Below are 22,251 nucleotides of genomic sequence, written 5' to 3'. Positions count from 1 at the left end.
ACGAAGACGACACCACCGAGATGCTCGCAACGATCGCCTCGCGCGAGCAGACCGACAGAGAGCGCACCGTGAGCGTCCACGGCGGCAAAAGCGCGAAGACACTCGACGAACAGCAGGAGTACGTCGTCTCGGCAATCGCCGATATTGGCCCTGTGACGGCGCGAAACCTGCTCGAAGAACTGGGTAGCGTCGAAGCGGTGATGACGGCCAACGAGGACGACCTGAAAGAGGTCCCCGGCGTCGGTGCCGTCACCGCCGAACGAATTCGCGACGTGGTTGGGTCCGAGTACCGCTGACGTGGTCAGGTCCGAGTACCGCTGACGGGTCTACGACGTGCTGTTCGCAGCTTTCTATGTGCTCGTTTCGAACCAGCCACGGCCACGTCAGTCGATTAACCCCGACTTACCGCCATCACACTCGACGCCGAAAACAGCCGCGGTCAGTCTTCAGACCCGAACATTCACGATTGTTGTTTCTAGGAAAACATTATATGATTAGGGTCGAAATCACTACTCGAACATGAGTTACTCTTCCCTGCACACTGAGACGCCGACCGGACAGCGTGCCTTTTACGGCACGCCACAGCACGAGACTGTGCAGGTTGACGACCGAGACATCTTCTGTACCGACGAGCCACGGGAAGAAGAGCGGAGTCTGTACGCCGGGTCAGAACACTACCGCCCGGAAGGTCCTGACTTCGTGTACTCGCCGTCCGACGGGCGGACCGTGCGCGTTGCCTGATTTAAACTAAGAACACACAGCGTCGGTCTCTCCCGCGACGTTTGACTCAGCGTCGCGTCGGTCGTCACGTCGCGGAGACAGGTATCAGCGGTCGAGCGCGTCGATGGCCTCCGCGGCCTCCCGCGCGGCAGAGAGATATTCAGCCGCGTGGCGCGGGTCGTCGGTGGCTTCTGCCTCGGTCGCCGCCCAAGTCAGCGTCCGAACGAGTGATTCGCGCGCACTCGCAATGTCCCCAGCCACGTTCCGTGATTTCGTCGTGGATGCGCGCTGTCGCGCCTGACGCGCCTCGTTCTTGGACTCGGCCGTACGTTCCGATAGCTGTTCGTCGGCCTGTTCGGACGCGGACGTCGACTGCCCGACGCGTTCGGTCGTGGCTGTCGGTTCTCTGTCCACGGTGTCGCTTCCGGCGACTCTCCCAGCGTTAGCCTCAGCAACGCTTCCGGCGTCAGCTTCGGCGACCGTCTCGGCATCAGCCTGGGCGACGTTCCGGGCGTCTGGTTCCGAACTCGCCTCGCCCGCGGCGTCCGCAGCACCCTCGTCCGCCGCAGCAGACTGCCCTCCGGTCTGACACGTGGGACAGAACTCCTCACCGTCGTACCGGAATATTGGGTCTCCACACTGGTCGCAGTGCTTGTTGGTCATCGTCGCACCCTTGAGGAGCAGTTCGCTCATCCGCTGTGTCGAGCGACGCTTCGCCTCGTCTTGCTCGTACTTCTCTCGAAGCCGCTGGCGCTCTGCCTCTTTGTCGAAGTCGCTCATGTCCAATCGGACGCCGTGTACGTCGAAAAACCCCACGGCGTCGGAGAGTTCGATGGCCGCCGCGCGGGCAGTGATTGCCAGCCTCCCTTTCTCGACACAATTCGACGATTGTCGAACACAAAATCGACAGACGGCGCGATGGTGTTCGTTCCGAAACGTTTACTCGGAATCCACGGCCTCGTTAATGTGGTATGACGAAAGTTAGCGTGATTGGCGCGGCCGGTACGGTCGGCGCTGCGGCTGGATACAACCTCGCGCTTCGTGACGTCTGCGACGAACTGGTGTTCGTGGACATCCCGAAGATGGAGGACAAGACGGTTGGACAGGCGGCAGACACCAACCACGGCATCGCGTACGACTCGAACACAGTCGTGAAGCAGGGTGGCTACGAGGACACTGCTGGTTCCGACGTGGTCGTCATCACGGCGGGGATTCCGCGACAACCGGGCCAGACCCGTATCGACCTCGCGGGCGACAACGCCCCCATCATGGACGACATCGGCTCTTCCCTCGCGGAGTACAACGACGACTTCGTCTCTATCACGACGTCGAACCCTGTCGACCTGCTCAACCGACACCTGTACGAGACGGGCGACCGCGACCGCCACAAGGTCATCGGCTTCGGTGGCCGCCTCGACTCCGCACGCTTCCGCTACGTGCTGAGCCAGCGCTTCGACGCGCCGGTCAAGAACGTCGACGCGACCATCCTCGGCGAGCACGGTGACGCGCAGGTCCCCGTCTTCTCGAAGGTTCGCGTCAACGGCAACGACCCCGAGTTCTCCGCCGACGAGAAAGACGAGATTCTCGGCGACCTCAAGGAGTCCGCAATGGACGTCATCGAGCGCAAGGGCGCGACCCAGTGGGGTCCGGCGACCGGCGTCGCACACATGGTCGAGGCCGTCCTGCACGACACCGGCGAAGTGCTCCCCGGTTCGCTCGTCCTCGACGGCGAGTACGGCTACGAGGACACCGCCTTCGGCGTCCCCGTCAAACTCGGCTCGAACGGCATCGAAGAGGTCGTCGAATGGGACCTCGACGACTACGAGGCCGACCTCATGGACGACGCCGCCGAGAAGCTCCGCGACCAGTACAACAAAATCGCGTAAACTGGACGCTTCGGAGCGACTCCGCACCAAACTCCGGTCTAACACTGACTTTTTGGCCGCACCGGCCGACCCGCCGCGTCACGCTGACACACCTGTCTCTCCCGTCGCGAACGAGGCTCTCTCGCGGCACCCCAACGCGACAAAGGTTTTCTCACGTTCACCCGACAGTCATCGTATGTCGACCGTCACCGACTCGCCTTCCGAGTCACTGGAAACGCGACGAATCACGGTTTTTCTCTTCGTCGCGTTCGGGTTCGCTGGTCTCACAGCACTCGTCGTCTTTTCCCTCGGTGGGTTGACCGATTCTCCGGCGGTGCTTCCGGGCGTTCCACTCTGGCTCGTTCTCGTCAGCACGTTCTACATGTTCTCACCGTCGGTCGCGAACGTGGTCACGCGCGCTGTGACTGACGAGGGGTGGAGCGACCTGCGACTCCGTCCTGCGATTCGGTCGAACGGCCGGACGTACCTCCTCGCGTGGCTCGCGCCGCTCGGCCTCTCGGTTGCCGGTGTGGCGCTGTTTTTCGCGTTCTTTCCGGCGTACTTCGATGCGGACATGACCGTCCTTCGCCGATTCCTCCCGTCGGGAGCGCCCATCGAGGCCGTGTTGGCCGCACAGCTCGTACAGGCGCTCGTCCTCGGGGCGACGGTCAACGCCGTCTTCGCCTTCGGTGAGGAGTTCGGCTGGCGGGGGTATCTTCTCCAGAAACTCCTCCCACTCGGTCGCTGGCGCGCAATCGTCGGCCTCGGCGTGATTTGGGGCGCGTGGCACTGGCCGCTCATCTCGCTCGGCTACAACTACGGGTTCAGCTACGTCGGCGCGCCGTGGACTGGCTTTCTGGCGATGGTCTGGATGACGACCGCGACCGGGACGTTTCTCGCGTGGGTCGCGCTCTGCGCGGAGTCAGTGTGGCCTGCGGCCGTCGCTCACGGCGTTATCAACGCGGTCGGCTCTCTTGGCGTGCTGTTTTCAACCCCGGAGACGCCCGCACTTCTCGGACCGACTGTCGTCGGGGCAGTCGTCGTCATTCCGTGGACCGTCGTCGCCGTGGTACTTCTACTTCGGTCGCCGGTGTTCGATGCCGAGTGGAGCGGCTGAGACGACGACACACACTGAGGCGACGCGTCAGAGCCGCCGTCGAAGCTCGTCGGCGGTCTTTTCACCGACGCCCGGAACGTCCAGCAGGTCGTCGACCGACGCCTCGCGGATGCCCTCGACGCTCCCGAAGCGCGTGAGGAGCGCTCGCCGGGTCTTCGGCCCGATACCGGACACGTCGTCGAGGACGGTCTTCACCTCGTCGCGGAGGGTCTGGTGATACTGGACTGCAAAGCGGTGTGCTTCGTCGCGGACGCGCTGGAGGACGTGGAGATGTGGCGCGTCGTCCGGCCAGTCGAAGGTTCGTTCGGGTGTGATGACCAACTCGCGGTCCTTGGCGATGCCGACCGCAGGGACGTCCCACCCCGTCGTTTCCAGTGCGTCGAGTGCCGCGTTCAACTGGCCCTTGCCGCCGTCGATGAGGAGTAAGTCGGGGTCCGGTCTGTCGTCGCGCCCCTCTAATGCGCGGGCCGCCCGCCAGCGAATCAACTCGTGCATGTTGGCGAAGTCGTCGTTGCGCTCGGGAAGTCGCCGTCTCCGGTAATCACCGGTCTCGGCTGCGCCGTCCACGAAACACACGTCGCTGCCGACGACAGATTTTCCCTGTGCGTGGCTCACGTCGAAGCCTTCGATACGGGAGACGCGGCGCACGTCGAGATTCAACTCGCGGGCGAGCGTCGCGAGTCCGTCGTCGCGGCCAGCACGTCTGCGGGCGTTCTTCAGCGCGAGTTCGACCAGTTTCGCCTCGCGGCCTGCACCGGGAACGCGGACGCTGACGCCTTCGGATTCGAGCCAGTTCACCACGTCTCGGTCGTCGGGATGTTCCGAGAGGACGACCGCGTCTGGGAGGTCGCGCTCGGCGTAGAACTGCGCGAGGAACGCCGAGAGGACCGCTGCGGTTCGGTCCTCTCCTTCGGGTGCGTCGAGGTGGTGTCGCGTCCGGTCGACCAACTGGCCGCGTTCGGAGTGGAGACGGGCGACAGTCGCGTTGTCACCGCGCAAGGCGACGCCGAGGATGTCTACTGCCCGTTCGTCGGACTGGGAAGCGACGGCTTCCTCGCCGCCGCCGTGGAACGATTCGACCACGTCGAGGCGGTCCCGAAGGTTTGCGGCGCGCTCGAACGCCTCATCCTGTGCGGCGGCTTCCATCTCGCGTCGCAAGGGGTCAGAGAGGACGCCCGTCTCTCCCTGAAAGAACCGGATGGCCGACTCCACGTCTTCTCGGTAGGAGTCGTGGGCTATCTCGCCCGTACACGGTGCCGTACAGAGGCCCATCTCGTAGTCGAGACACGGTCGCTCTCGATTGGCGTACTTGTGGTCCGAACACCCGCGAAGGCCGTAGGTCTCTCGGAGTGCCTTCACGACCGTCTCGACGCGTCCTTTGTCGGTGAAGGGGCCGAACACCGTCGCCGAATCCTCCGGGTCGCGCGTCACCTCGATTCGAGGCACGGGATGGTCGGTCAACTGGACGAGTGGATACGATTTGTCGTCCTTCAGGCGAACGTTGTATCGAGGATGGTGGCGCTTGATGAGGTTCGCTTCGAGAAGGAGCGCCTGTGTTTCCGTGTCGGTCACGGCGAAGTCGATGGTCTCCGCCCGGTCGACCATCCGGGCGATACGCTCCGATCGAGGGTCCGCGTACGACCTGACACGGGCGCGAATATCGACCGCTTTGCCGACGTACAGGACCGTCTCTCCGGCGACGAACTGGTAGACGCCGGGGTCAGCCGGTAACGCGTTTGCCCGCTCTGTGACCGCGCCTGCGTCCATCGTCGGGGCTTACTCCGCGAACGGCTTGAGGCTGACGCGTCGGGCCGTCACTCGGTGTCTGCGCTGCCAGAGGCTATCTGACAGCGATGGCTCGTATCTGTCCCTCAGCTCAGCACCGTAAATGATATTGTTCAACAGCATTCAACAGACACAGTGTTGTTGATTTATTATCGATATTGATAATTATCACGAAAGTTACTCGTGTGAGGGTCGGCAACAACGGTGATATGCCAGTGGGAATCTTCGAACGTCTCCGCTCTTGGTTTGGCCGACAGACGCCACTCACTGACGGTGGCACTGCGGCTGCGACTGCTGCACCGGATTTGAACGTCGACGACGACGTCCTTCTCGACGGCGTGGGTCTCCCGGCGTTCGTTCTCGACGAACAGGGACGAGTCGCCGCGTGGAACTCCGGCGTCGAGTCGTTAACGGGAACATCCGACGACGCGGCACTCGGCCGGACAGACCTCGGCGAACTGTTCTACGGCGACCCCACCCATTCGGTTCTCGCCGGGACAGTGCTCCAACAGCCCGAGACAGCGAGCGAAAAAGACGGTGTCGAACTCGACGACTCCTCGCGGATGCTCTACGCCGAAGAGGAGACGTTCACCGACGCGAGCGGTGCAACATGCCACGCGCGCCACACCGCGATGCCACTCTACGAAGGTGGCGACCTCGTCGGTGTCCTCCAGACCGTTCGGAACCGGACGGACGAAGTCGAGCGCCACCAGGAGGTCGCCGCGCTCGTCGAGGAGGTCGAGACGACACTGACCCAGTTGACTGCGGGGAACCTCGACGCTCGCGCGACAATCGAGCGCGAAGACGTCATCGACGACCAACTCCTCGTCGTCGTCGATTCCGTCAACGAGACGGCGCGCAAACTCTCGACGCTCGCGACGAACGTCGAAGAAGAGACGGACACGGCGACCGCGGCGGTCACTCGCGCCGCTTCTGCGGCGGACGCAATCGCCGAGAACGTCGAAGCCCAGCGGGAACTCCTCGACGAGGGGTCGACGCAGATGCAGCAGTTCAGCGCGACGATGGAGGAAGTTGCTGCCACGGCCGACGAGGTCGATACCGCGGCCGCCGAGGCTCGTCAGGCGACTGCAGACGGCCGCGAAGCCAACAGCGAGGCGCGCGAGGCGACCGAGAGCGTCGTCACGATGGGTGACGAACTCGTCGACCGCGTGACCGAACTCGGCGACCGGATGGACGACATCGAAGCCGTCGTGGAGGTCATCTCCGAAGTCGCAGAGCAGACGAACCTCCTCGCGCTCAACGCCAACATCGAGGCGGCACGCGCCGGTGAGGATGGTGACGGCTTCGCCGTCGTCGCCGAGGAGGTCAAGTCGCTGGCCGACGAGACTCGACAGCACACCGAAGACATCACCGAGCAAATCGAGGGAATCCAGGACCGAACCGACGACGCAGTCCACGCGGCGACCGAGTCCAACGACCGAATCGAACACGCAGACGAGAGTATCACCGAGATGCTGGAAGCGTTCGAAGAGATTGCCGAGGCTATCGACACCGCTGCTGACGGCGTCGCCGAGGTGTCGCGGGCGACCGACGAACAGGCCGAGTCGGTCGAGGACCTGACGATGACCATCGAAGACGTTCACGACCGAACCGTCGAGACCGAAGAGGCTGTCGAGAGCATCGTCACGGCGACAGAAGAGAGCACGCAGGCGCTGTCGTCGCTCGCAGTCGAAGTCGAAGAGCTGACTGGCGCGCAGTCCTGAGCGGGAGCAACAGAGAGTAACCATCCCGAGTGGCCGCGTGATGCGCCACTCGTAAGGGTGCCCCCGCCAAATACGGGACATGGCCGACACCGACGATAGTGTCCAGTTGTGGCTGGTCGAACGGTCGTACGACGACCGGGACCTCATCGTTCTCATCTACGCGACGACTGACGGCGAGTACGAACTTCGGAAGGAACTCGCGGCTGCCGTCATGCACCAGCGGCGGATGGTCACGACGGCCGCCATCGAAGCGCCGAAGAAGAACCTCGAACCTGTCACTGACGAGACGCTCCAGGAGCGATACGCCGCCGAAGCGACGAAGATGGCCGAGTCGCACGCTCCCGACGACGAGGTCTGAGCGAAGACGCCGACTTGAACGAATTCGCCGGTTTGAACGAATTTGCCCGTCTGAACGGAGATACCGGGTCTCAGCGGCGTACAACTTCTCAGTCAGGCTGTCATTCCGTTATCCGAGTTGATTATCGCACCTAAAACCCTATATCCCAGCACCACACAAGCCCGCCCATGGCCGCCATCGAACTGGACGGCGTAACGAAACGGTTCGGGGACGACAGTGGTGTCCTCGATTCACTTCGGTCCTCCACCGAAGCCGATGTCGTGACTGCCGTCAGAGACCTCTCGTTCACCGTCGAGGAGGGAGAGGTCTTCGGATTCCTCGGTCCCAACGGGGCCGGTAAATCCACCACGATAAACATGCTCCTCGACTTCGTGCGCCCGACGAGTGGCACAGTCCGCGTCCTCGGACACGACGCCCAAAAAGAGAGTGTCGCCGTTCGTCGCCGTACCGGCGTCCTCCCCGAAGGGTACGACGTGTACGACCGTCTCACCGGTCGCGAACACGTCGAATTCGCTATCGAGTCGAAAGAATCCGACGACGACCCCGACGAACTGCTCTCCAGAGTCGGCCTCAGCCAAGAAGACGCTGACCGCCGCGCTGGCGGGTACTCGAAAGGGATGTCGCAGCGCCTCGCACTCGCGATGGCGCTCGCTGGCAGCCCCGACCTGCTCATCCTCGACGAGCCATCTTCGGGTCTCGACCCCGCGGGTGCCCGCGAGATGCGCGACATCGTCCGCGCCGAGGCCGACCGCGGTGCGACCGTGTTCTTCTCGTCGCACGTGCTCGGACAGGTCGAAGCAGTGTGTGACCGCGTCGGCATCCTCCGCGAGGGTGAACTCATCGCCGAAGACAGCCTCGACAGCCTCCGAGACAAACTCGAATCGGAGTCCGTCCTCAGACTGGAGGTCGACGGCGACGCGGACCTCGATGCGGTCCGCGCTGTCAGTGGCGTCTCGTCTGTCGACTACGACGGCGACAAACTCGTCGTTGCCTGTGAGTCCGACGCCAAGACGAGCGTCATCGAAGCCGTCGAATCGTCCGGTGCGACCGTCGCTGACTTCGAGACGGACTCGGCGTCGCTGGAGGACATCTTCCTCGCGTACACCGAAGACGACCGAGAGGAGGTCCCGGCATGACGCTCGAATCAGTCGCCAGAAAGGACTTCCGCGACGCCATCCGCTCGCGGTGGCTCATGGGGCTGACAGTGTTCTTCGCGCTCCTCATCGGCGGTTCGACCGTGTTGTTCTACGGCGTCCTGCTGAAAGGGGCGGGTGCGAACTCCGAGTCGCTGTTCGGCCTCACAACCGCGCCCGGCGGCCTGTTTAGCTTCTCCTACGCGGGGATGCTCGGGTTCGTCTTGGCGCTCATCGCACTCGTGACCGCGCATGGCTCCCTCATAGACGAGCGCGAGTCGGGGTCGCTGAAGCTCCTGCTCTCGCTGCCGAACTCCCGCCGCGACGTGGTGTTCGGGAAGCTCATCGGCCGGACGCTCGTCGTCGTCGCCTCGATGCTCGTCGGCTTCGTCATCGCCCTCTTTGCGATGCTCTTTACCGGCGCGCAGGTGGCGTTCGTCTCCTTCGCTGGACAGGTCGCCCTCTCGGGTCTGCTGGCGACGGCGTTCGTCTCCATCGGTATCTGGCTCTCGGCGTCGTCGAACACGCCGCGACAGGCACTGTTCGGCACTATCGGCCTGTACTTCATCTTCGCCGTCCTCTGGTCGACGGTGGCGACGGGTATTCCGCGGCTGTTCAACTGGGCAGCCGGGAAGGTACCTGGAATCGACCCGATGGCGGCCGAGCAAATCGTCCTCACGCGACTGTTCATCAAGTACCTGAACCCGCTTCGGGCCTACGAGACGCTCATCGCACAACTGTACGGGTCGGCCGCGGCCGCCCGCCTGTTCAAAGCCGGACTGCAGGAGTCACTGGTTCTCGACCCCATCCTCCAGGAGTCCATTCCGGTGTACCTCTCGGGGCCGTTCATCCTCGTGGTTCTCCTCGCGTGGATTGTGATTCCGCCGATTCTCGGGTACCGGTCGTTCCAGAAGTCCGACCTCTAAGTCCGTAGTCGCCCCGTTTTTACAGCCTTACGCTGGCGGATACCCGATGCCTCGTTCCGCCAGCAACGCCGCCAACTCATCTTCGTCGAGCGTCGGCACCCCGCGCTCGTCGGCGTCGTCTCGCTTCGACTGGCCGGGGTTCTCGCCGACGACGAGGTAATCGGTGTTGCCGGAGACGGACCCGGTCACGTTGCCGCCGTGGGCTTCGACGAGTTCGCGGACGTCGCCTCGACTCATCGCGAGCGTCCCCGTCACGACGAGGGTGAGGTCGGCGAGTTCGTCGCCGCCGGACTCGACAGATTCCGGTTCGACGCCGTGGTCCAGAAGCGAGCGAATCACGGCGCGGTTGTCCTCGTTCTCGAAGAAGTCGCGGACGCGGTGGGCGACCGTCTCTCCGATGTCGGGGACGGTGGTCAGGCGTTCCTCGAACTCGTCGAATGCGGATTCGGGCACGTCCTCGCCGATGGGGAACGCGTCTATCGACCCGAATTCGCGGGCGAGGCCGCGGGCGGTCGCTTCGCCGACTTCGGTGATGCTCAGACCGACGAGGAACGAATCGAGCGACGGCTCTTTCGACTCCTCGATGGCCGCGACGAGGTTCTGGGCGCTCGTCTCGCCCCAGCCCTCTAACTCGACTAACTCCTCGACTGTGAGGTCGTAGAGGTCGGCCACCGATTCCACGAGTCCGGCGTCGACGAGTTGCGCCACGCGCTCTTCGCCGAGGCCGTCGATGTCCATCGCGCCCTTGATGGCGAAGTGGCCAATGGACGCCTCGCGTTGTGCAGGACACGACAGGCCGCCGGAACAGAATGCCAGCGGGCCGTCGCGGTCGACCGGACTCCCGCAGACGGGGCACTCGTCCGGGAACTCGTAGTGCCCGCCAGCGTCTTTGCCGGGTTCCGTCTGGCGGGCTGACGAGCGTTGGTCGTCGGCTTCGACGACCTCGACGACTTGCGGAATCACGTCGCCAGCGCGCTTGATGCGGACGCGGTCTCCGACTGCGACGCCGAGCGAGTCGATTTCGTCCGGGTTGTGAAGGGTCGCCCGCGAGACGGTCACGCCACCCACGTCCACCGGGTCGAGGAGTGCGACGGGCGTCAGGCGTCCCGTTCGGCCGACCTGCACGACGATATCACGAATCGTCGTCACCTCGTGACGGGCCGGGAACTTGTAGGCGAAGGCCCAGCGGACCGACCTGCTCTTTTCGCCCAACTCCTCGCGTGCCGCCCGTGAATCGACCTTGATGACGGTGCCGTCGATTTCGTAGTCGAGGTTTCGAATCGTCCCGGCGGCGGCGTTGCGGGGGTTGGCGAAGGGGTCATCGCCCGCCTCGACGCGGCGGCGATTCAGGTCGTTGAACGCCGGTTTGGGCATGTACACCTCGCCTCGGACGGCGAGTGTCTCGGGGTAGTCGCCGCGAAGGCGGAGCGGAACCGTCGGAATCGTCTTCACCTGCGCGCTCACGTCGTCGCCGCGCTGGCCATCGCCGCGGGTGGCGGCGCGGACGAACTGCCCGTTTTCGTAGACGACTTCGACCGAGAGGCCGTCGAACTTCGGTTCGCAAACGTAGTCCACGTCGCCGACTTCGCGCCGAACGCGCGCGTCGAACTCCCGCAGGTCCTCGGCGTCGGTGCTCTGGTCGATAGAGAGCATGGGTGCGACGTGTTCGACCGTCTCCAGCGCCTCGATTGGCTCGCCGCCGACGCGACTCGTGGGGCTGTCGGTCGTGTCGAGGTCGAACGTCCCTTCGAGCGCGAGCAGTCGAGAAAAGAGGGTGTCGTAGGCGGCGTCAGAGATGAGCGGTTCGGCCTCGACGTAGTACCGGTGGTCGTGTTCGCGGATGGCGTCCCGGAGGAGTGCCGCTTGCTCTTCTGCCTCCGCTCGGGAGAGTTCTTCGGCGGGTTCGAACTCCGTCGGCGGGTTTCGGAGATACGGGTTCGACTCGGCGTCGGTGTCTGCCATTATCCGTTGGGTCGAACGCGGGCGGCGTAAACACATCGGGGACGTGAGTGGTAGCGAATCGAGGAAGCGAGTGGTGGCCGTCGGCGATGCGATTGCTGACTAGTGATTCTCACGTATCCAATGACGGTAGATACTTGTCGTATGAATCTTCACTGACAACAATGCTCGGAACGCTGAGACGCGACGACCGCGGTGTTTCGCAGGTCATCGCGACGATTCTCCTGGTGGCGATCGTCGTCATCCTCGCCGCGACGGCATCGACGTTTTTCCTCGGCGAGGCGTCATCTGCGCCGTCTCCAGCCCCGACTATCGACGTTTCGCACAGACTCGTCGACGGTGGTGAAGTCGTCGCAGTCACGCTCGACGCGGGCGACTCCGTTCGGACCAATCGCCTCTACGTCATCGGCTCGAAAAAGCTCGATATCGGGAGCGCTCCCGGGAGCAGCACCCCGCCGAGAGACGCCTACGCAAGCAAGCGCGAGAAGTTCACTGAATCGAGCGGCGGGAACCCGCCGCAGGTCGACATCGGTGACACGTGGGAAGCCGGAGAGACGGTGTATCTCAACCCGGTCGGAAGCGACCCGAGTGGGACGACAATTGGTATCTACTGGAACACACAGCCGATAGAGGGCGTCAACCCCGGTTCAGTCAACGGGGAAGACACGTACAAGCTATTCGAGTTCACCGTCTGAGGACGGGACAGAGAGACCGAAGCGTCCTGTTACCGGCGATTGACGACCATCTCGACGGTGCCCTCTGGACGGAGGGTAATCGAGGGATCGAATTCGAGTTCGTGCGTCGGGTCGACGGTCCACGACTGGGCGATGGTGGCGAGTGCGAGGCGCGCTTCGAGGAGCGCGAATCGGTCGCCGATACAGCGACGCGGGCCGCCACCGAACGGGAAGTAGGCGAACTTCGGCAGGTCGCGTTTGAACTCGCTCGTCCACCGACTCGGGCGGAATTCGAGCGGGTCGTCGTAGAACCGGGGGTCGCGGTGGATGACCCACTGCTGGGCCGACACAGTCTGGCCGGGTTCGATGTTGTAGTCGCCGAGCGTGTCCGGTTCGGCGGCCTCACGGACGAGTTCCCAGACGGGCGGATAGATGCGCATCCCTTCCGTAATCACCTGCTCTGTGTACGGGAGGTCGCCGAGGTCCGCGAAGGTCGGACTGTCGCCGTCGAGGACGCTGTCGACTTCCTCGCGGAGAGTGTCGGCCTGCTCTTGGTTGGTGCCGAGGAGGTGGAGCGTGTAGGTGAGCGCGAGCGCAGTCGTCTCGTGCCCCGCAAGCAGGATGGTGACCAACTCGTCGCGAATCTGCTCGTCCGGAAGCGGGTTGCCGTCGTCGTCGCGGAAGGTCAACAACAGCGAGACGATGTCGTTCGATTCGGGGTCGAGCTCGCCGTCACCGTTCCGGCGGTCCTCGATGATGCGGCCGACGACTTCGGTGAGGTCTTCGAGTGCCTGTTTGTACCGGCGGTTGAGCGGCGTCGGAACCCACTGCGGTACGTCGACCGGGCGACGCATCGAGACCGACGAGTAGTCCATGACCGTTTCGAGCGCCTCGCCGACGGCAGATTCCTCTTCGCGAATGTCCACGTCGAAGAGCGTCTTGGCGGCGATTTCGACCGTGAGACTCATCATGTCCTCGTGGATGTCTCGCGTCTCGCCGTCTTCCCACGACGACAGCATGCGCTCTGTGTACTCGACCATGATTTCGCTGTACCGTTCGAGCATCTGCGGGAGGAACGCAGGCTGCATCAGGTGGCGCTGCTGCCGCCAGAACTCGCCTTCGCTGGTGAGAAGCCCCTCACCGAGAACCGTTCCGAGAGAGTCCTGGAAGAGTTCGCCCTTGATGTACTTCTGGTTCTCTTGGACGAGGACGTGTTCGACGAGTTCGGGGTCGCTCACCTGATAGAACGACATTCCGCCGATGTTGTACTCGGCGACGGGGCCGTAGTCGCGGGCGACACCAGCGATGAACTCCAGCGGGTCGTCCGCGTACTGGAACGTGTTGTGGACCACCGGGACGCCCGACGGACCCGGGGGCTGTTCGGTGTGTGTCTGCGGTGCTTCTGACATGGTTCTAGAGATGGGGCCCTTCCGAATGGGGTTGCTGCCGATGCCCGCCGGCCCTTTATATAGTGGCTCTTTCCGTCTGGTTCTCAAAACGAGGGCTAACCGTCGAGTCTCAAAGCCGAGTCAGCACTTTCGATTCTACTTTTCGAAGGTGTTCGGAGATGGTACTCGGCGAGCAGCCGAGTTCGGTGGCCAGTGTTTCGATAGACACCTGTCGTGGAATGTCGTAATATCCGTTCTCGACGGCGGTTTCGAGTACTTCGCGCTGGCGGCTGGTAAGTTCGGCGCGAACCCCGTTTCGAACTGGCTCGTAGTCGGAGAGGCCCTCCACACAGAACGCGTCCCGAAATGACTCCGGCAGCGACGAGACAGCACCGGTGAGTTGGGTGTGCGTCCCGAGGACGTTGACGACGACGCCGTCGCGGGTGAGTCGAATCGGCGTGTCGAGAAGCAGGTCGTGTTCGTCGACGAGTTCGAGCAACCGCCGCACGTCGTCGTTCGGGTCGAGGTGGACGTGACACGCGACACCGCCATCCGAGGTCTCCCCAACGTCGAAATCGACGATATCGGGGTGGTCTGCCAGCCGGGACTCTACGTCCGGTGGCGCGTCTTCGAGAATGCACAGCTCGACGACCGTCCCGTCGGGCCGGAGCCGAAGGTCACGCAGTTCGCCGCACGGGTGCCGGTCATCCACAGCAAAGAGGTCGTAGGGGCTCCCGAACGGGTTCTCGTCGGCGTCGAAGTGAGCCCGGAGACACTTCATGCGTTGTACTCACGCCCGCGAGCCTATGCAACTTCCTCTCTGTCTAAACTCGTTCAATCGTAGATGACAGTTCGAGGACTGGGCAACGCTTGCCGTAACTGTGGGTTATTCCTCTGTGTGGATTTATGCGTCTCATACATGACCCGAGGTTTCCGCACTCGCGGCCTGCACGCCGGACAGGACCCCGACCCGGCGACAGGGGCGCGGGCCCCGCCACTCTACCAGACCACGTCGTACGTCTTCGACGACGCGGACTACGCTGCCGACCTGTACGCGCTCGAAGCCGACGGCAACGTCTACTCTCGTATCTCGAACCCGACGACTCGCATTCTCGAACGCCGACTCGCCGCCCTCGAATCGGGTGTCGACGCGGTGGCCACCGCCTCGGGGATGGCCGCCCTCGACGGCATCACGACCGCTCTTACCTCCGTCGGCGACAACGTCGTCCTCTCCGAAGAGATGTACGGCGGCACCTCGTCGTACTTCTCGAAGACCGCGAACAAACGCGGTATCGAAGCCAGAACCGTGCCGACGCTCGACGTGGACGCCTACGCGGACGCCATCGACGAGGACACCGCCTTCGTCCACGTCGAGACCGTTGCGAATCCGTCGCTGAAGACGCCCGACTTCGAGGCCATCGCCGACGTGGCCCACGAGAACCGGGTGCCGCTCGTCGTGGACAACACGTTTGCGACGCCCGCGCTGTGTCGTCCTATCGAACACGGCGCTGACATCGTCTGGGAGTCCACGACGAAGTGGCTCCACGGGTCCGGGACGACCGTCGGCGGCGTCGTCGTGGACGGCGGCACGTTCCCGTGGGACGCGGCCGACTACGACGAACTCTCTGGCGAGAACCCCGGCTTCGACATCGACTTCGTCGAGCGATTCGGCGAGCGAGCGTTCGCGGAAGTCGTCCGCCACCGGGCGGTCAGAACCACCGGCGGGTGTCAGTCGCCCTTCGACGCGTGGCAGACGATTCAGGGCATCGAGACGCTGGCGCTTCGGATGGAAGCCCACTGTGAGAACGCCCGTCGTGTGGCCGAGTTCCTCCGCGACCGCGACGGCGTCGCGTGGGTGACGTATCCCGGCTTCGAAGACCACGAGACGCACGACCTCGCCACCCGATATCTGGACGGGCAGTACGCGGGAATGGTCACGTTTGGACTCGCGGGCGAGGACGACGAGGCAGCCTACACAGCGGCCAAGACCGTCTGTGAGTCGGTCGACCTCGCGAGCTTCCTCGCCAACATCGGCGACGCGAAGACGCTCGTTATCCACCCGGCATCGACGACCCACGCCCAGCTCTCCCACGAGGAACAGCGTGCTGCGGGCGTCGGTCCCGACATGCTCCGTCTCTCGGTCGGTATCGAGGACGCAGACGACATCATCGCCGACCTCGACCACGCTATCGAGCAAGCGCAGTCTGCGACTGCGACGACACAGACGGGGGACCAACAGACGCAGACAGGAGACCAAGGGACACAGGAGAAACAATGAGTCGCACGCGAACCCCAATCGGTCGGCAGGTCGAATCGGACACCGTGAACGTCGGCGAGTTCCGCTTCGAGTCGGGTGAGGTCATCACCGACATGCAGGTCGCCTACGAGGCATACGGCGAATTCACGGGCGAGAACGCGGTCCTCGTCTGCCACGGTCTCACCGGCAGCCAACACGTCGCGGGGCGCGGAACCGACTCGGGCGTCTCTGGACAGGCCAGCGCGTGGTGGTCCGACATCGTCGGTCCCGGCAAGGCCATCGACACGAACGAGTACTACGTCGTCTGCGTGAACGTTCCGGGGTCGTGTTACGGCACGAGCGGTCCGGCAAGTGAGGGCCCCGACGGGGAACCGTGGGGAACCGACTTCCCACCGGTCACTGTCGGCGACTGGACGCGCGCCCAGCGACTCCTCCTCGACCACATCGGCATCGGCAGACTCCACGCCGTCGTCGGTGGCTCTGTCGGCGGGATGAACGCCCTCGACTGGGCCGTGCAGTACCCCGACGACCTCGACAGACTCGTCGTCGTCGCGTCCGCGGCCCGCCTCGACCCGCAGTGTCTCGGTCTCGACGCGATTGCCCGCCGCGCCATCACGACCGACCCGAACTGGAACGGCGGCGACTACTACGGCGAGGACAACCCGAATCCAGAACAGGGACTCGGCCTCGCCCGGCAAATCGGCCACCTGATGTACCTCTCGAAGGACTCGATGGACCGCAAGTTCGGGCGTCGGTCCGCGGGGCGCGGGGGTCGCGGAGATGCCTACCCCGCCGACCCGGCAGCGATGTTCTTCCCCTACCGCGAGGTGGAGTCGTACCTCGACTATCAGGCCGAGAAGTTCGCCGACCGGTTCGACGCGAACTCCTACCTGTATCTCACCCGCGCGATGGACGATTACGACCTCGCGGAGGGCTACGAGTCCGACGCAGCGGCGCTTTCGGCGTTCGAAGGCGAGGCGTTGCTCCTCTCGTTTACCGGCGATTGGCACTTCACGACCGAGCAGTCCGAGTCGGTGGCGGAGGCCTTCCGCAGCGTCGACGTGCCCGTCGCACACCACGTCGTCGAATCGGACCACGGTCACGACGCCTTCCTCGTCGAACCCGAGAAGGTCGGCCCGCCACTCGATGCCTTCCTCATCGCTGGTGTCGAGGGCCGCGCAGTCACCGACACTGCATCTGACGGCGGCGAACCGGACTCAGAGACGGACTTTGCGCCCGTCCATTCGTCGCTGTTCTCGCGTTGAGTGTCACCTTCCCCCAACCATCATGTCGTCGCCGTCTGTTGTCTCCTGAGAGAAGGTGTCTCTGCTTGGCACAGCCACCCAACTCGGCATCGTCGTCGCGACTGTGGCCGGTCTCTGGGTCGGCGCTCGACTGCTCGTCGACTCGGTGGTCCGCATGGCACGTCGCTTCGGGCTCTCGGAGTTCACCATCGGTCTCACCGTCGTCGCGGCGGGGACGTCAACACCCGAACTCGCGGTCACTATCGACGCCGCGATCAAGGGGTTCGGCGACCTCGCACTCGCCAACGTCTTCGGTTCGAACATCTACAACATCGCGTTCGTGCTCGGGGTCGTCTCGCTCGTTCGTCCCGTCTCCATCGCGGGGTCCATCCTCCGCAGAGACGGTGTCGTCCTGCTCGTCAGCACTCTCGCCGCAGGTGTCGTCGTGGCTGACCTTGCGGTGACGCGCGTCGAAGGTGGGATTTTGGCTGGCCTGTTCGTCGCGTACACGGCGTTTCTCCTCCGAACCGACCGCTCAACCGACGGTACCGACGCAACGCCTCCAACTCAAGACGGAGGAGTCGTGTCGGAGGGGGCGTCGTTTCGTGGGCGCGATGTCGGCGCTCTCCTCGTCGGGCTCGCTGTCGTCCTCGTCAGCGGAGACCTCCTGATTCAGGCGGCGTCGGCGCTCGCGCGCAACGCAGGCGTCTCTGAGTGGGTCATCGGTGGAACGGTCGTTGCGGCGGGGACCTCGACGCCGGAACTGGCGGTCTCACTCGTCGCGCTTCGGCAGCGTAGTCTCGGGGTCTCGGTCGGCAATGTCGTCGGGAGCAACGTCTTCAACCTCCTCGGCGTCGTGGGGGTCGCGGCCCTCGTCCGACCGCTGTCAGTGAGCGTGACGGCACTGGAGACGTACTGGTGGCTGGTCGCCATCTCGCTCGTCGTGGTCGTCGCGCTATGGACAGGACGGCGACTCTCACGCGTCGAGGGGGCGCTTTTCGCAGGGTCGGAGGTCACCCGCTGGGTGTTGGGGTTGTTCGCCTGACGGCGTGCGGAACCGACGCTGTCGCCTCTCGGAACCCGTCCCAGACACCGGCGGGAATTGCGCTCGACACCCCGATTTACCCCTGTCCGCTCCGAGAGTCGAACCATGAGCGACGACGAGACGCCCGGATTCCACACCCGGAGCCTACACGCCGGACAGGACCCAGACCCCTCGACCGGTGCCCGCGCACCGCCACTCTACCAGACCACGTCGTACGTCTTCGACGACGCCGCCGACGCGGCCGCCCAGTTCGCCCTCGAAAAGCCGGGCCACATCTACTCCCGACTGATGAACCCGACCGTCGGAATGCTCCAAGAGCGCCTCGCGTCGCTCGAAGGTGGCGTCGGTGCGGCGGCCACCTCCTCCGGGATGGCTGCGTTCGACCTCGCGAACTTCCTGCTCGCCTCCGCGGGCGACAACATCGTCTCCGCCTCCTCGCTGTACGGCGGGACCTACACGTATCTCACCCATACGGTCGAACGCCGCGGCGTCACCACGAAATTCGTCGACACGCTCGACGTGGACGCCTACGAGGAGGCCATCGACGACGACACCGCGTACGTCCACCTCGAAACTATCGGCAACCCGGCGCTCGTGACGCCCGATATCGAAGCTATCGCCGACGTCGCCCACGACCACGGTGTCCCGCTCGTCGTGGACAACACCTTCGCGACGCCGTATCTCTGCAACCCAATCGAACACGGCGCAGACATCGTCTGGCAGTCCACGACGAAGTGGATTCACGGTGCCGGGACGACCATCGGCGGTATCCTTATCGACGGCGGCACGTTCCCGTGGGAAGAATACGCTGACGACTACCCCGAGATTGCGAAGCCGAACCCGGCGTACCACGGCGTCAACTTCGCCGAGACGTTCGGCGACGCCGCGTTTACCTACGCCGCCATCGCCCGCGGGCTGCGCGACCTCGGGAACGCGCAGTCGCCGTTCGACGCGTGGCAGACGCTCGAAAAGCTCGAATCGCTCCCGCTGCGGATGCGCGCACACTGCGAGAACGCACAGGCGGTCGCCGAGTTCCTCGAGGACCACGAGAAGGTGTCGTGGGTGAACTATCCCGGTCTCGAATCACACGAGACCCACGAAGAAGCGAGCGAGTACCTGGAGGGTGGCTACGGCGGCATGATTACCTTCGGCCTCGCCGACGGCTACGAGGCCGCCAAGGGCACCGTCAACAACGTCGAACTCGCGTCGCTTCTGGCAAACGTCGGCGATGCGAAGACGCTCGTCATCCACCCGGCGTCGACGACCCACCAGCAACTCACCGACGAGGAGCAGGCCGCCGCGGGCGTCACGCCCGATATGGTCCGTCTCTCGGTCGGTATCGAGGATGTCGACGACATCATCGCCGACCTCGACCAGGCGATTCGGTCGGCGTCGGACTGAGTTCAGCGCCACGTTCAGTCGTCGGTCGGGAGTGAACTGGCCGACAGGACCACCGCTCCTTTTGTGTCTCAACCACAAGGACACGTCGTGGTAGAAGCACTCCTCTTCGTCGGACTCCTGGTCGCAGTGTTCGTCGGATTCAACATCGGCGGCTCGTCGACGGGAGTTGCCTTCGGCCCGGCCGTCGGGAGCCAGGTCCTCGGTAAACTCGCCGCCGCCGGGTTGATGACCACGTTCGCCTTGCTTGGCGGATGGACCATCGGTCGCGAAGTCGTCGCGAAGATGGGTGGCGAAATCGTCCCGCAGAGTGAGTTCACCCTCTTGGCGACCGTCGCAGTCCTCTTCTTTGTCGGCCTCGCCCTTCTCGTGTCCAATACGTTCGGCGTTCCGGCCTCCACGTCGATGACGGCCGTTGGAGCCATCGCTGGTCTCGGCCTCGCACGTGGCTCGCTCAACTCGGACGTGATGCTCGAAATCATCTCGTGGTGGATTGTTGCGCCGGTCATCGCCTTCTGGATTTGCGCCGTCCTCGGCCGCTACGTCTACCCCTATCTCGATGCGTGGCTCCAACTCGACCAGACGCCGGGCGCACTCGTCACCCTCGACCGCAGTTCGATGATTCCGCGGATTCGACTCGGCCCGAACACGACGCTCCGAGAGTTCGGGAGTACCGTCCTCGTCGTCCTCGTCGCGTGTTACATGGCGTTCTCCGCTGGCGCGTCGAACGTCGCTAACGCGGTCGCGCCACTCGTTGGCAACGGTGCACTGGAGATGAACACGGGTATCCTCCTCGCTGGCGGCGCTATCGGTCTCGGGGCCTTTACCATCGCCCGCCGGACGCTCGACACCGTCGGCAACGACCTCACGGAACTGCCGATTCTCGCCGCGCTCATCGTCGAAACGGTCAGCGCGTCGCTTATCTCGTTCCTCTCGGCAATCGGCATCCCGGCCAGTCTCGCGGTCAGCGCGACGATGTGTATCGTCGGTCTCGGCTGGGGCCGCGCCACCCGGACCGTTACGATTGGTGACGCACTCGGCGGCGAAGCCCCGCAAGTGTCAGTCAACGCGCTCACCGTCGAGCGAGAAGACGAAGTCCCGAAGATGGGCGAGGAAGCCCCCGACGAACTCTCCGCACACGACCTGTTCGACCCCGGCACGACCGGTCGTGTCATCTTCTTTTGGATGCTTACGCCGTCGCTGTCGGCGATTGCCTCCTACGCGCTGTTCTCGTCGAGATTCTTCTGAGGCCGCGACAGGTCGTCGGTTTTGCGGGCCATTTTGCAAGGCCATCTATGACGAAAAACACCGTGTGAGAACCGCTCACGCCGGTCGATTCCAGTCGGAATGAACAGCAAAGTCTAATGGTGTGGCCTCCGAATCGCTTGTTGATGCCCACGGTAACCTACCTCAACTACGAAGCTCTCGACGACCAGGGATGGGACCTCGACGACGAGGACCTCTTCGAGAAGGCCGCCGACGCCGGTCTCGACGCTGAAGACTTCGGCGAACTCGAAGTCAACCAGGGCGAATACATCCTCGAAGCCGCCGAGGCGCAGGGCTACGACTGGCCCTTCAGCTGCCGCGCAGGTGCCTGTGCGAACTGTGCAGCTATCGTCAAGGAAGGCGACATCGAGATGGACATGCAGCAGATCCTCTCCGACGAGGAAGTCAACGACAAGAACGTTCGTCTGACCTGCATCGGTTCGCCTACTGCAGACGAGGTCAAGATCGTCTACAACGCGAAGCACCTCGACTACCTGCAGAACCGCGTCATCTAAATTCTGCTGTCAGTACACTGTACGTACAACAGCAGTAACTTGGAGACGCACAAAACACCCAAAACATCCATTCTTTAGCAGAAGAACGCTTGAACTACTTGTATAGGCATTTGCTCGAACTGCCGATAGATAATTACTGACTCGAAAAGTCACACGGACCTGTAAACTGGTGTCTGTTCGTGTTGCACCCACCAAATCAGTCTATACAAGTAATAGAAAACCAGCTCTGTGGAATTCCTCTGAGATTGACGGGTGTGGCGTGCAACATACAGAGAGTGAGTTCAGCAAAGACTAGACCATCTTTTTATCTTAGATGTACTACACATCAACTGATAGTCGAGATGGGAATACTCATACAAATCGCGGCTCTGGGAACGATTCTACTTGGGATAGTATACGTGATGATTCCCAGAAGAGTACACAAGTTCGGATTTGAGAACCTACACGATACTTCCTCTCTATCACACGGGAAGATGTGGCTCTATCGAATACTCGGTGTTGGACTCATAATAACCGGGCACTCACACTTATTCTAAGATATCCGTAAAGTCGCCCATTTCACCACGCAGCATCTGGCCGACTTGCGCTCTGTATTCAGTACGCCCGCTGAAACCTTACCAGTCCCTGTCAGAAGTGCCGTGCGAGATACAGAGGGTGAGTTCAACACGAGCAAACTCAATGTCTCTCAAGATTTCCCAAAAAGTCGATAAGGATACAGTCACTCTTAGTGACATGTTTCCGCCCTCCACAACACCCGACTTCATACTCGCCGGAATCGCGCTTACCGGTTCGTCATTTTGGCTGTTGTGGACTCGAAAGAACTCACTGAACAAGACGCTTCAGACCCTCGTTACTGTGTTCGCATTAGCCGGCGTAG

At 63.3% G+C, this 22,251-nt stretch carries 20 protein-coding genes; 15 read left to right on the top strand and 5 right to left on the bottom strand.

What is annotated here, in order from left to right; genetic code table 11:
- Together C453_RS02155 and C453_RS02150 are read left to right on the top strand one after the other, a co-directional pair.
- Positions 1-296 (top strand): helix-hairpin-helix domain-containing protein (locus tag C453_RS02155; RefSeq protein WP_008322400.1); only part of this gene is annotated, 296 nt, incomplete at its 5' end.
- 223 nt (positions 297-519) lie between these two features.
- Positions 520-741 carry a hypothetical protein gene (locus C453_RS02150; RefSeq protein ID WP_008322398.1) on the top strand — a complete coding sequence of 74 codons (222 nt, stop codon included), beginning with the start codon at positions 520-522 and terminating at the stop codon, positions 739-741.
- Positions 742-825: 84 nt separating this feature from the next.
- Here C453_RS02150 and C453_RS02145 read toward each other — a convergent pair whose 3' ends face one another.
- Positions 826-1,500 (bottom strand): Sjogren's syndrome/scleroderma autoantigen 1 family protein, encoded by a 675-nt coding sequence (locus tag C453_RS02145; protein ID WP_008322397.1) that lies wholly within the window; start codon positions 1,498-1,500, stop codon positions 826-828.
- A gap of 191 nt (positions 1,501-1,691) precedes the next feature.
- Here C453_RS02145 and mdh point away from each other — a divergent pair, with 191 nt between their 5' ends.
- Together mdh and C453_RS02135 are read left to right on the top strand one after the other, a co-directional pair.
- Entirely contained in the window at positions 1,692-2,606 is a 915-nt protein-coding gene (gene mdh / locus C453_RS02140) for a malate dehydrogenase (protein WP_007543949.1), read from the top strand.
- Between the two features lie 175 nt (positions 2,607-2,781).
- Complete coding sequence (locus tag C453_RS02135; protein ID WP_008322396.1) at positions 2,782-3,702, top strand: CPBP family intramembrane glutamic endopeptidase; 921 nt, start codon at positions 2,782-2,784, stop codon at positions 3,700-3,702.
- Positions 3,703-3,729: 27 nt separating this feature from the next.
- Here the strand turns inward: C453_RS02135 and C453_RS02130 are convergent, their stop codons facing one another.
- A complete protein-coding gene (locus C453_RS02130; RefSeq protein WP_008322395.1) occupies positions 3,730-5,469 on the bottom strand; it encodes an excinuclease ABC subunit C in 1,740 nt (579 codons plus the stop codon).
- 227 nt (positions 5,470-5,696) lie between these two features.
- On the opposite strand from C453_RS02130, the gene C453_RS02125 reads away from it, so the two are divergent.
- From C453_RS02125 to C453_RS02110, 4 genes are all read left to right on the top strand, one after another.
- On the top strand, positions 5,697-7,211 hold the full coding sequence (locus C453_RS02125; RefSeq protein WP_008322394.1) for a methyl-accepting chemotaxis protein: 1,515 nt from the start codon (positions 5,697-5,699) through the stop codon (positions 7,209-7,211).
- 79 nt (positions 7,212-7,290) lie between these two features.
- The gene (locus C453_RS02120; protein ID WP_008322393.1) at positions 7,291-7,569 is read left to right on the top strand and encodes a hypothetical protein; all 279 of its coding nucleotides are present in this window, start codon (positions 7,291-7,293) and stop codon (positions 7,567-7,569) included.
- 167 nt (positions 7,570-7,736) lie between these two features.
- Positions 7,737-8,705: an ABC transporter ATP-binding protein gene (locus C453_RS02115; RefSeq protein WP_008322392.1), complete on the top strand. Its 969-nt coding sequence runs from the start codon at positions 7,737-7,739 to the stop codon at positions 8,703-8,705.
- A complete protein-coding gene (locus C453_RS02110) occupies positions 8,702-9,628 on the top strand; it encodes an ABC transporter permease subunit (protein WP_008322391.1) in 927 nt (308 codons plus the stop codon). The genes C453_RS02115 and C453_RS02110 overlap by 4 nt, the downstream gene beginning before the upstream one ends.
- A 27-nt stretch (positions 9,629-9,655) precedes the next feature.
- On the opposite strand, the gene ligA is transcribed toward C453_RS02110, so the two are convergent.
- Positions 9,656-11,590, bottom strand: coding sequence for an NAD-dependent DNA ligase LigA (gene ligA, locus C453_RS02105; protein WP_008322390.1), 1,935 nt, complete (start codon positions 11,588-11,590; stop codon positions 9,656-9,658).
- 161 nt (positions 11,591-11,751) lie between these two features.
- Between ligA and C453_RS02100 the strand changes: the two genes are divergently transcribed.
- Positions 11,752-12,282 (top strand): type IV pilin, encoded by a 531-nt coding sequence (locus C453_RS02100; RefSeq protein ID WP_008322388.1) that lies wholly within the window; start codon positions 11,752-11,754, stop codon positions 12,280-12,282.
- 29 nt (positions 12,283-12,311) lie between these two features.
- Here C453_RS02100 and C453_RS02095 read toward each other — a convergent pair whose 3' ends face one another.
- Both C453_RS02095 and C453_RS02090 read right to left on the bottom strand, forming a co-directional pair.
- Entirely contained in the window at positions 12,312-13,670 is a 1,359-nt protein-coding gene (locus C453_RS02095; RefSeq protein ID WP_008322386.1) for a cytochrome P450, read from the bottom strand.
- Between the two features lie 109 nt (positions 13,671-13,779).
- Positions 13,780-14,430, bottom strand: coding sequence for a helix-turn-helix domain-containing protein (locus C453_RS02090; protein WP_008322385.1), 651 nt, complete (start codon positions 14,428-14,430; stop codon positions 13,780-13,782).
- Positions 14,431-14,568: 138 nt separating this feature from the next.
- On the opposite strand from C453_RS02090, the gene C453_RS02085 reads away from it, so the two are divergent.
- The 6 genes from C453_RS02085 to fer all read left to right on the top strand — a co-directional run bounded on the left by C453_RS02085 (position 14,569) and on the right by fer (position 21,374).
- Complete coding sequence (locus C453_RS02085) at positions 14,569-15,927, top strand: O-acetylhomoserine aminocarboxypropyltransferase/cysteine synthase family protein (protein WP_008322384.1); 1,359 nt, start codon at positions 14,569-14,571, stop codon at positions 15,925-15,927.
- The gene (metX, locus tag C453_RS02080) at positions 15,924-17,171 is read left to right on the top strand and encodes a homoserine O-acetyltransferase MetX (RefSeq protein ID WP_008322380.1); all 1,248 of its coding nucleotides are present in this window, start codon (positions 15,924-15,926) and stop codon (positions 17,169-17,171) included. The genes C453_RS02085 and metX overlap by 4 nt, the downstream gene beginning before the upstream one ends.
- A gap of 55 nt (positions 17,172-17,226) precedes the next feature.
- The gene (locus C453_RS02075; RefSeq protein WP_008322379.1) at positions 17,227-18,195 is read left to right on the top strand and encodes a sodium:calcium antiporter; all 969 of its coding nucleotides are present in this window, start codon (positions 17,227-17,229) and stop codon (positions 18,193-18,195) included.
- A gap of 105 nt (positions 18,196-18,300) precedes the next feature.
- Complete coding sequence (locus tag C453_RS02070) at positions 18,301-19,596, top strand: O-acetylhomoserine aminocarboxypropyltransferase/cysteine synthase family protein (RefSeq protein WP_008322378.1); 1,296 nt, start codon at positions 18,301-18,303, stop codon at positions 19,594-19,596.
- A gap of 126 nt (positions 19,597-19,722) precedes the next feature.
- Positions 19,723-20,841, top strand: a complete 1,119-nt coding sequence (locus C453_RS02065) for an inorganic phosphate transporter (RefSeq protein ID WP_193788047.1) — start codon at positions 19,723-19,725, stop codon at positions 20,839-20,841.
- Positions 20,842-20,984: 143 nt separating this feature from the next.
- Complete coding sequence (gene fer / locus C453_RS02060) at positions 20,985-21,374, top strand: ferredoxin Fer (protein WP_007543924.1); 390 nt, start codon at positions 20,985-20,987, stop codon at positions 21,372-21,374.
- Positions 21,375-22,251 lie beyond the last annotated feature (877 nt).

Source organism: Haloferax elongans ATCC BAA-1513, assembly GCF_000336755.1.
Taxonomy (GTDB): Archaea; Halobacteriota; Halobacteria; order Halobacteriales; family Haloferacaceae; genus Haloferax; species Haloferax elongans.
This window is presented reverse-complemented; position numbering and strand designations above follow the sequence as displayed.

Bases quoted from the DNA above. Each gene is read 5' to 3' on its own strand.
- C453_RS02150 (WP_008322398.1), top strand. From the start codon at position 520: ATGAGTTACTCTTCCCTGCACACTGAGACGCCGACCGGACAGCGTGCC.
- C453_RS02145 (WP_008322397.1), bottom strand. From the start codon at position 1,500: ATGAGCGACTTCGACAAAGAGGCAGAGCGCCAGCGGCTTCGAGAGAAG.
- mdh (WP_007543949.1), top strand. From the start codon at position 1,692: ATGACGAAAGTTAGCGTGATTGGCGCGGCCGGTACGGTCGGCGCTGCG.
- C453_RS02135 (WP_008322396.1), top strand. From the start codon at position 2,782: ATGTCGACCGTCACCGACTCGCCTTCCGAGTCACTGGAAACGCGACGA.
- C453_RS02130 (WP_008322395.1), bottom strand. From the start codon at position 5,469: ATGGACGCAGGCGCGGTCACAGAGCGGGCAAACGCGTTACCGGCTGAC.
- C453_RS02125 (WP_008322394.1), top strand. From the start codon at position 5,697: ATGCCAGTGGGAATCTTCGAACGTCTCCGCTCTTGGTTTGGCCGACAG.
- C453_RS02120 (WP_008322393.1), top strand. From the start codon at position 7,291: ATGGCCGACACCGACGATAGTGTCCAGTTGTGGCTGGTCGAACGGTCG.
- C453_RS02115 (WP_008322392.1), top strand. From the start codon at position 7,737: ATGGCCGCCATCGAACTGGACGGCGTAACGAAACGGTTCGGGGACGAC.
- C453_RS02110 (WP_008322391.1), top strand. From the start codon at position 8,702: ATGACGCTCGAATCAGTCGCCAGAAAGGACTTCCGCGACGCCATCCGC.
- ligA (WP_008322390.1), bottom strand. From the start codon at position 11,590: ATGGCAGACACCGACGCCGAGTCGAACCCGTATCTCCGAAACCCGCCG.
- C453_RS02100 (WP_008322388.1), top strand. From the start codon at position 11,752: ATGCTCGGAACGCTGAGACGCGACGACCGCGGTGTTTCGCAGGTCATC.
- C453_RS02095 (WP_008322386.1), bottom strand. From the start codon at position 13,670: ATGTCAGAAGCACCGCAGACACACACCGAACAGCCCCCGGGTCCGTCG.
- C453_RS02090 (WP_008322385.1), bottom strand. From the start codon at position 14,430: ATGAAGTGTCTCCGGGCTCACTTCGACGCCGACGAGAACCCGTTCGGG.
- C453_RS02085 (WP_008322384.1), top strand. From the start codon at position 14,569: ATGACCCGAGGTTTCCGCACTCGCGGCCTGCACGCCGGACAGGACCCC.
- metX (WP_008322380.1), top strand. From the start codon at position 15,924: ATGAGTCGCACGCGAACCCCAATCGGTCGGCAGGTCGAATCGGACACC.
- C453_RS02070 (WP_008322378.1), top strand. From the start codon at position 18,301: ATGAGCGACGACGAGACGCCCGGATTCCACACCCGGAGCCTACACGCC.
- fer (WP_007543924.1), top strand. From the start codon at position 20,985: ATGCCCACGGTAACCTACCTCAACTACGAAGCTCTCGACGACCAGGGA.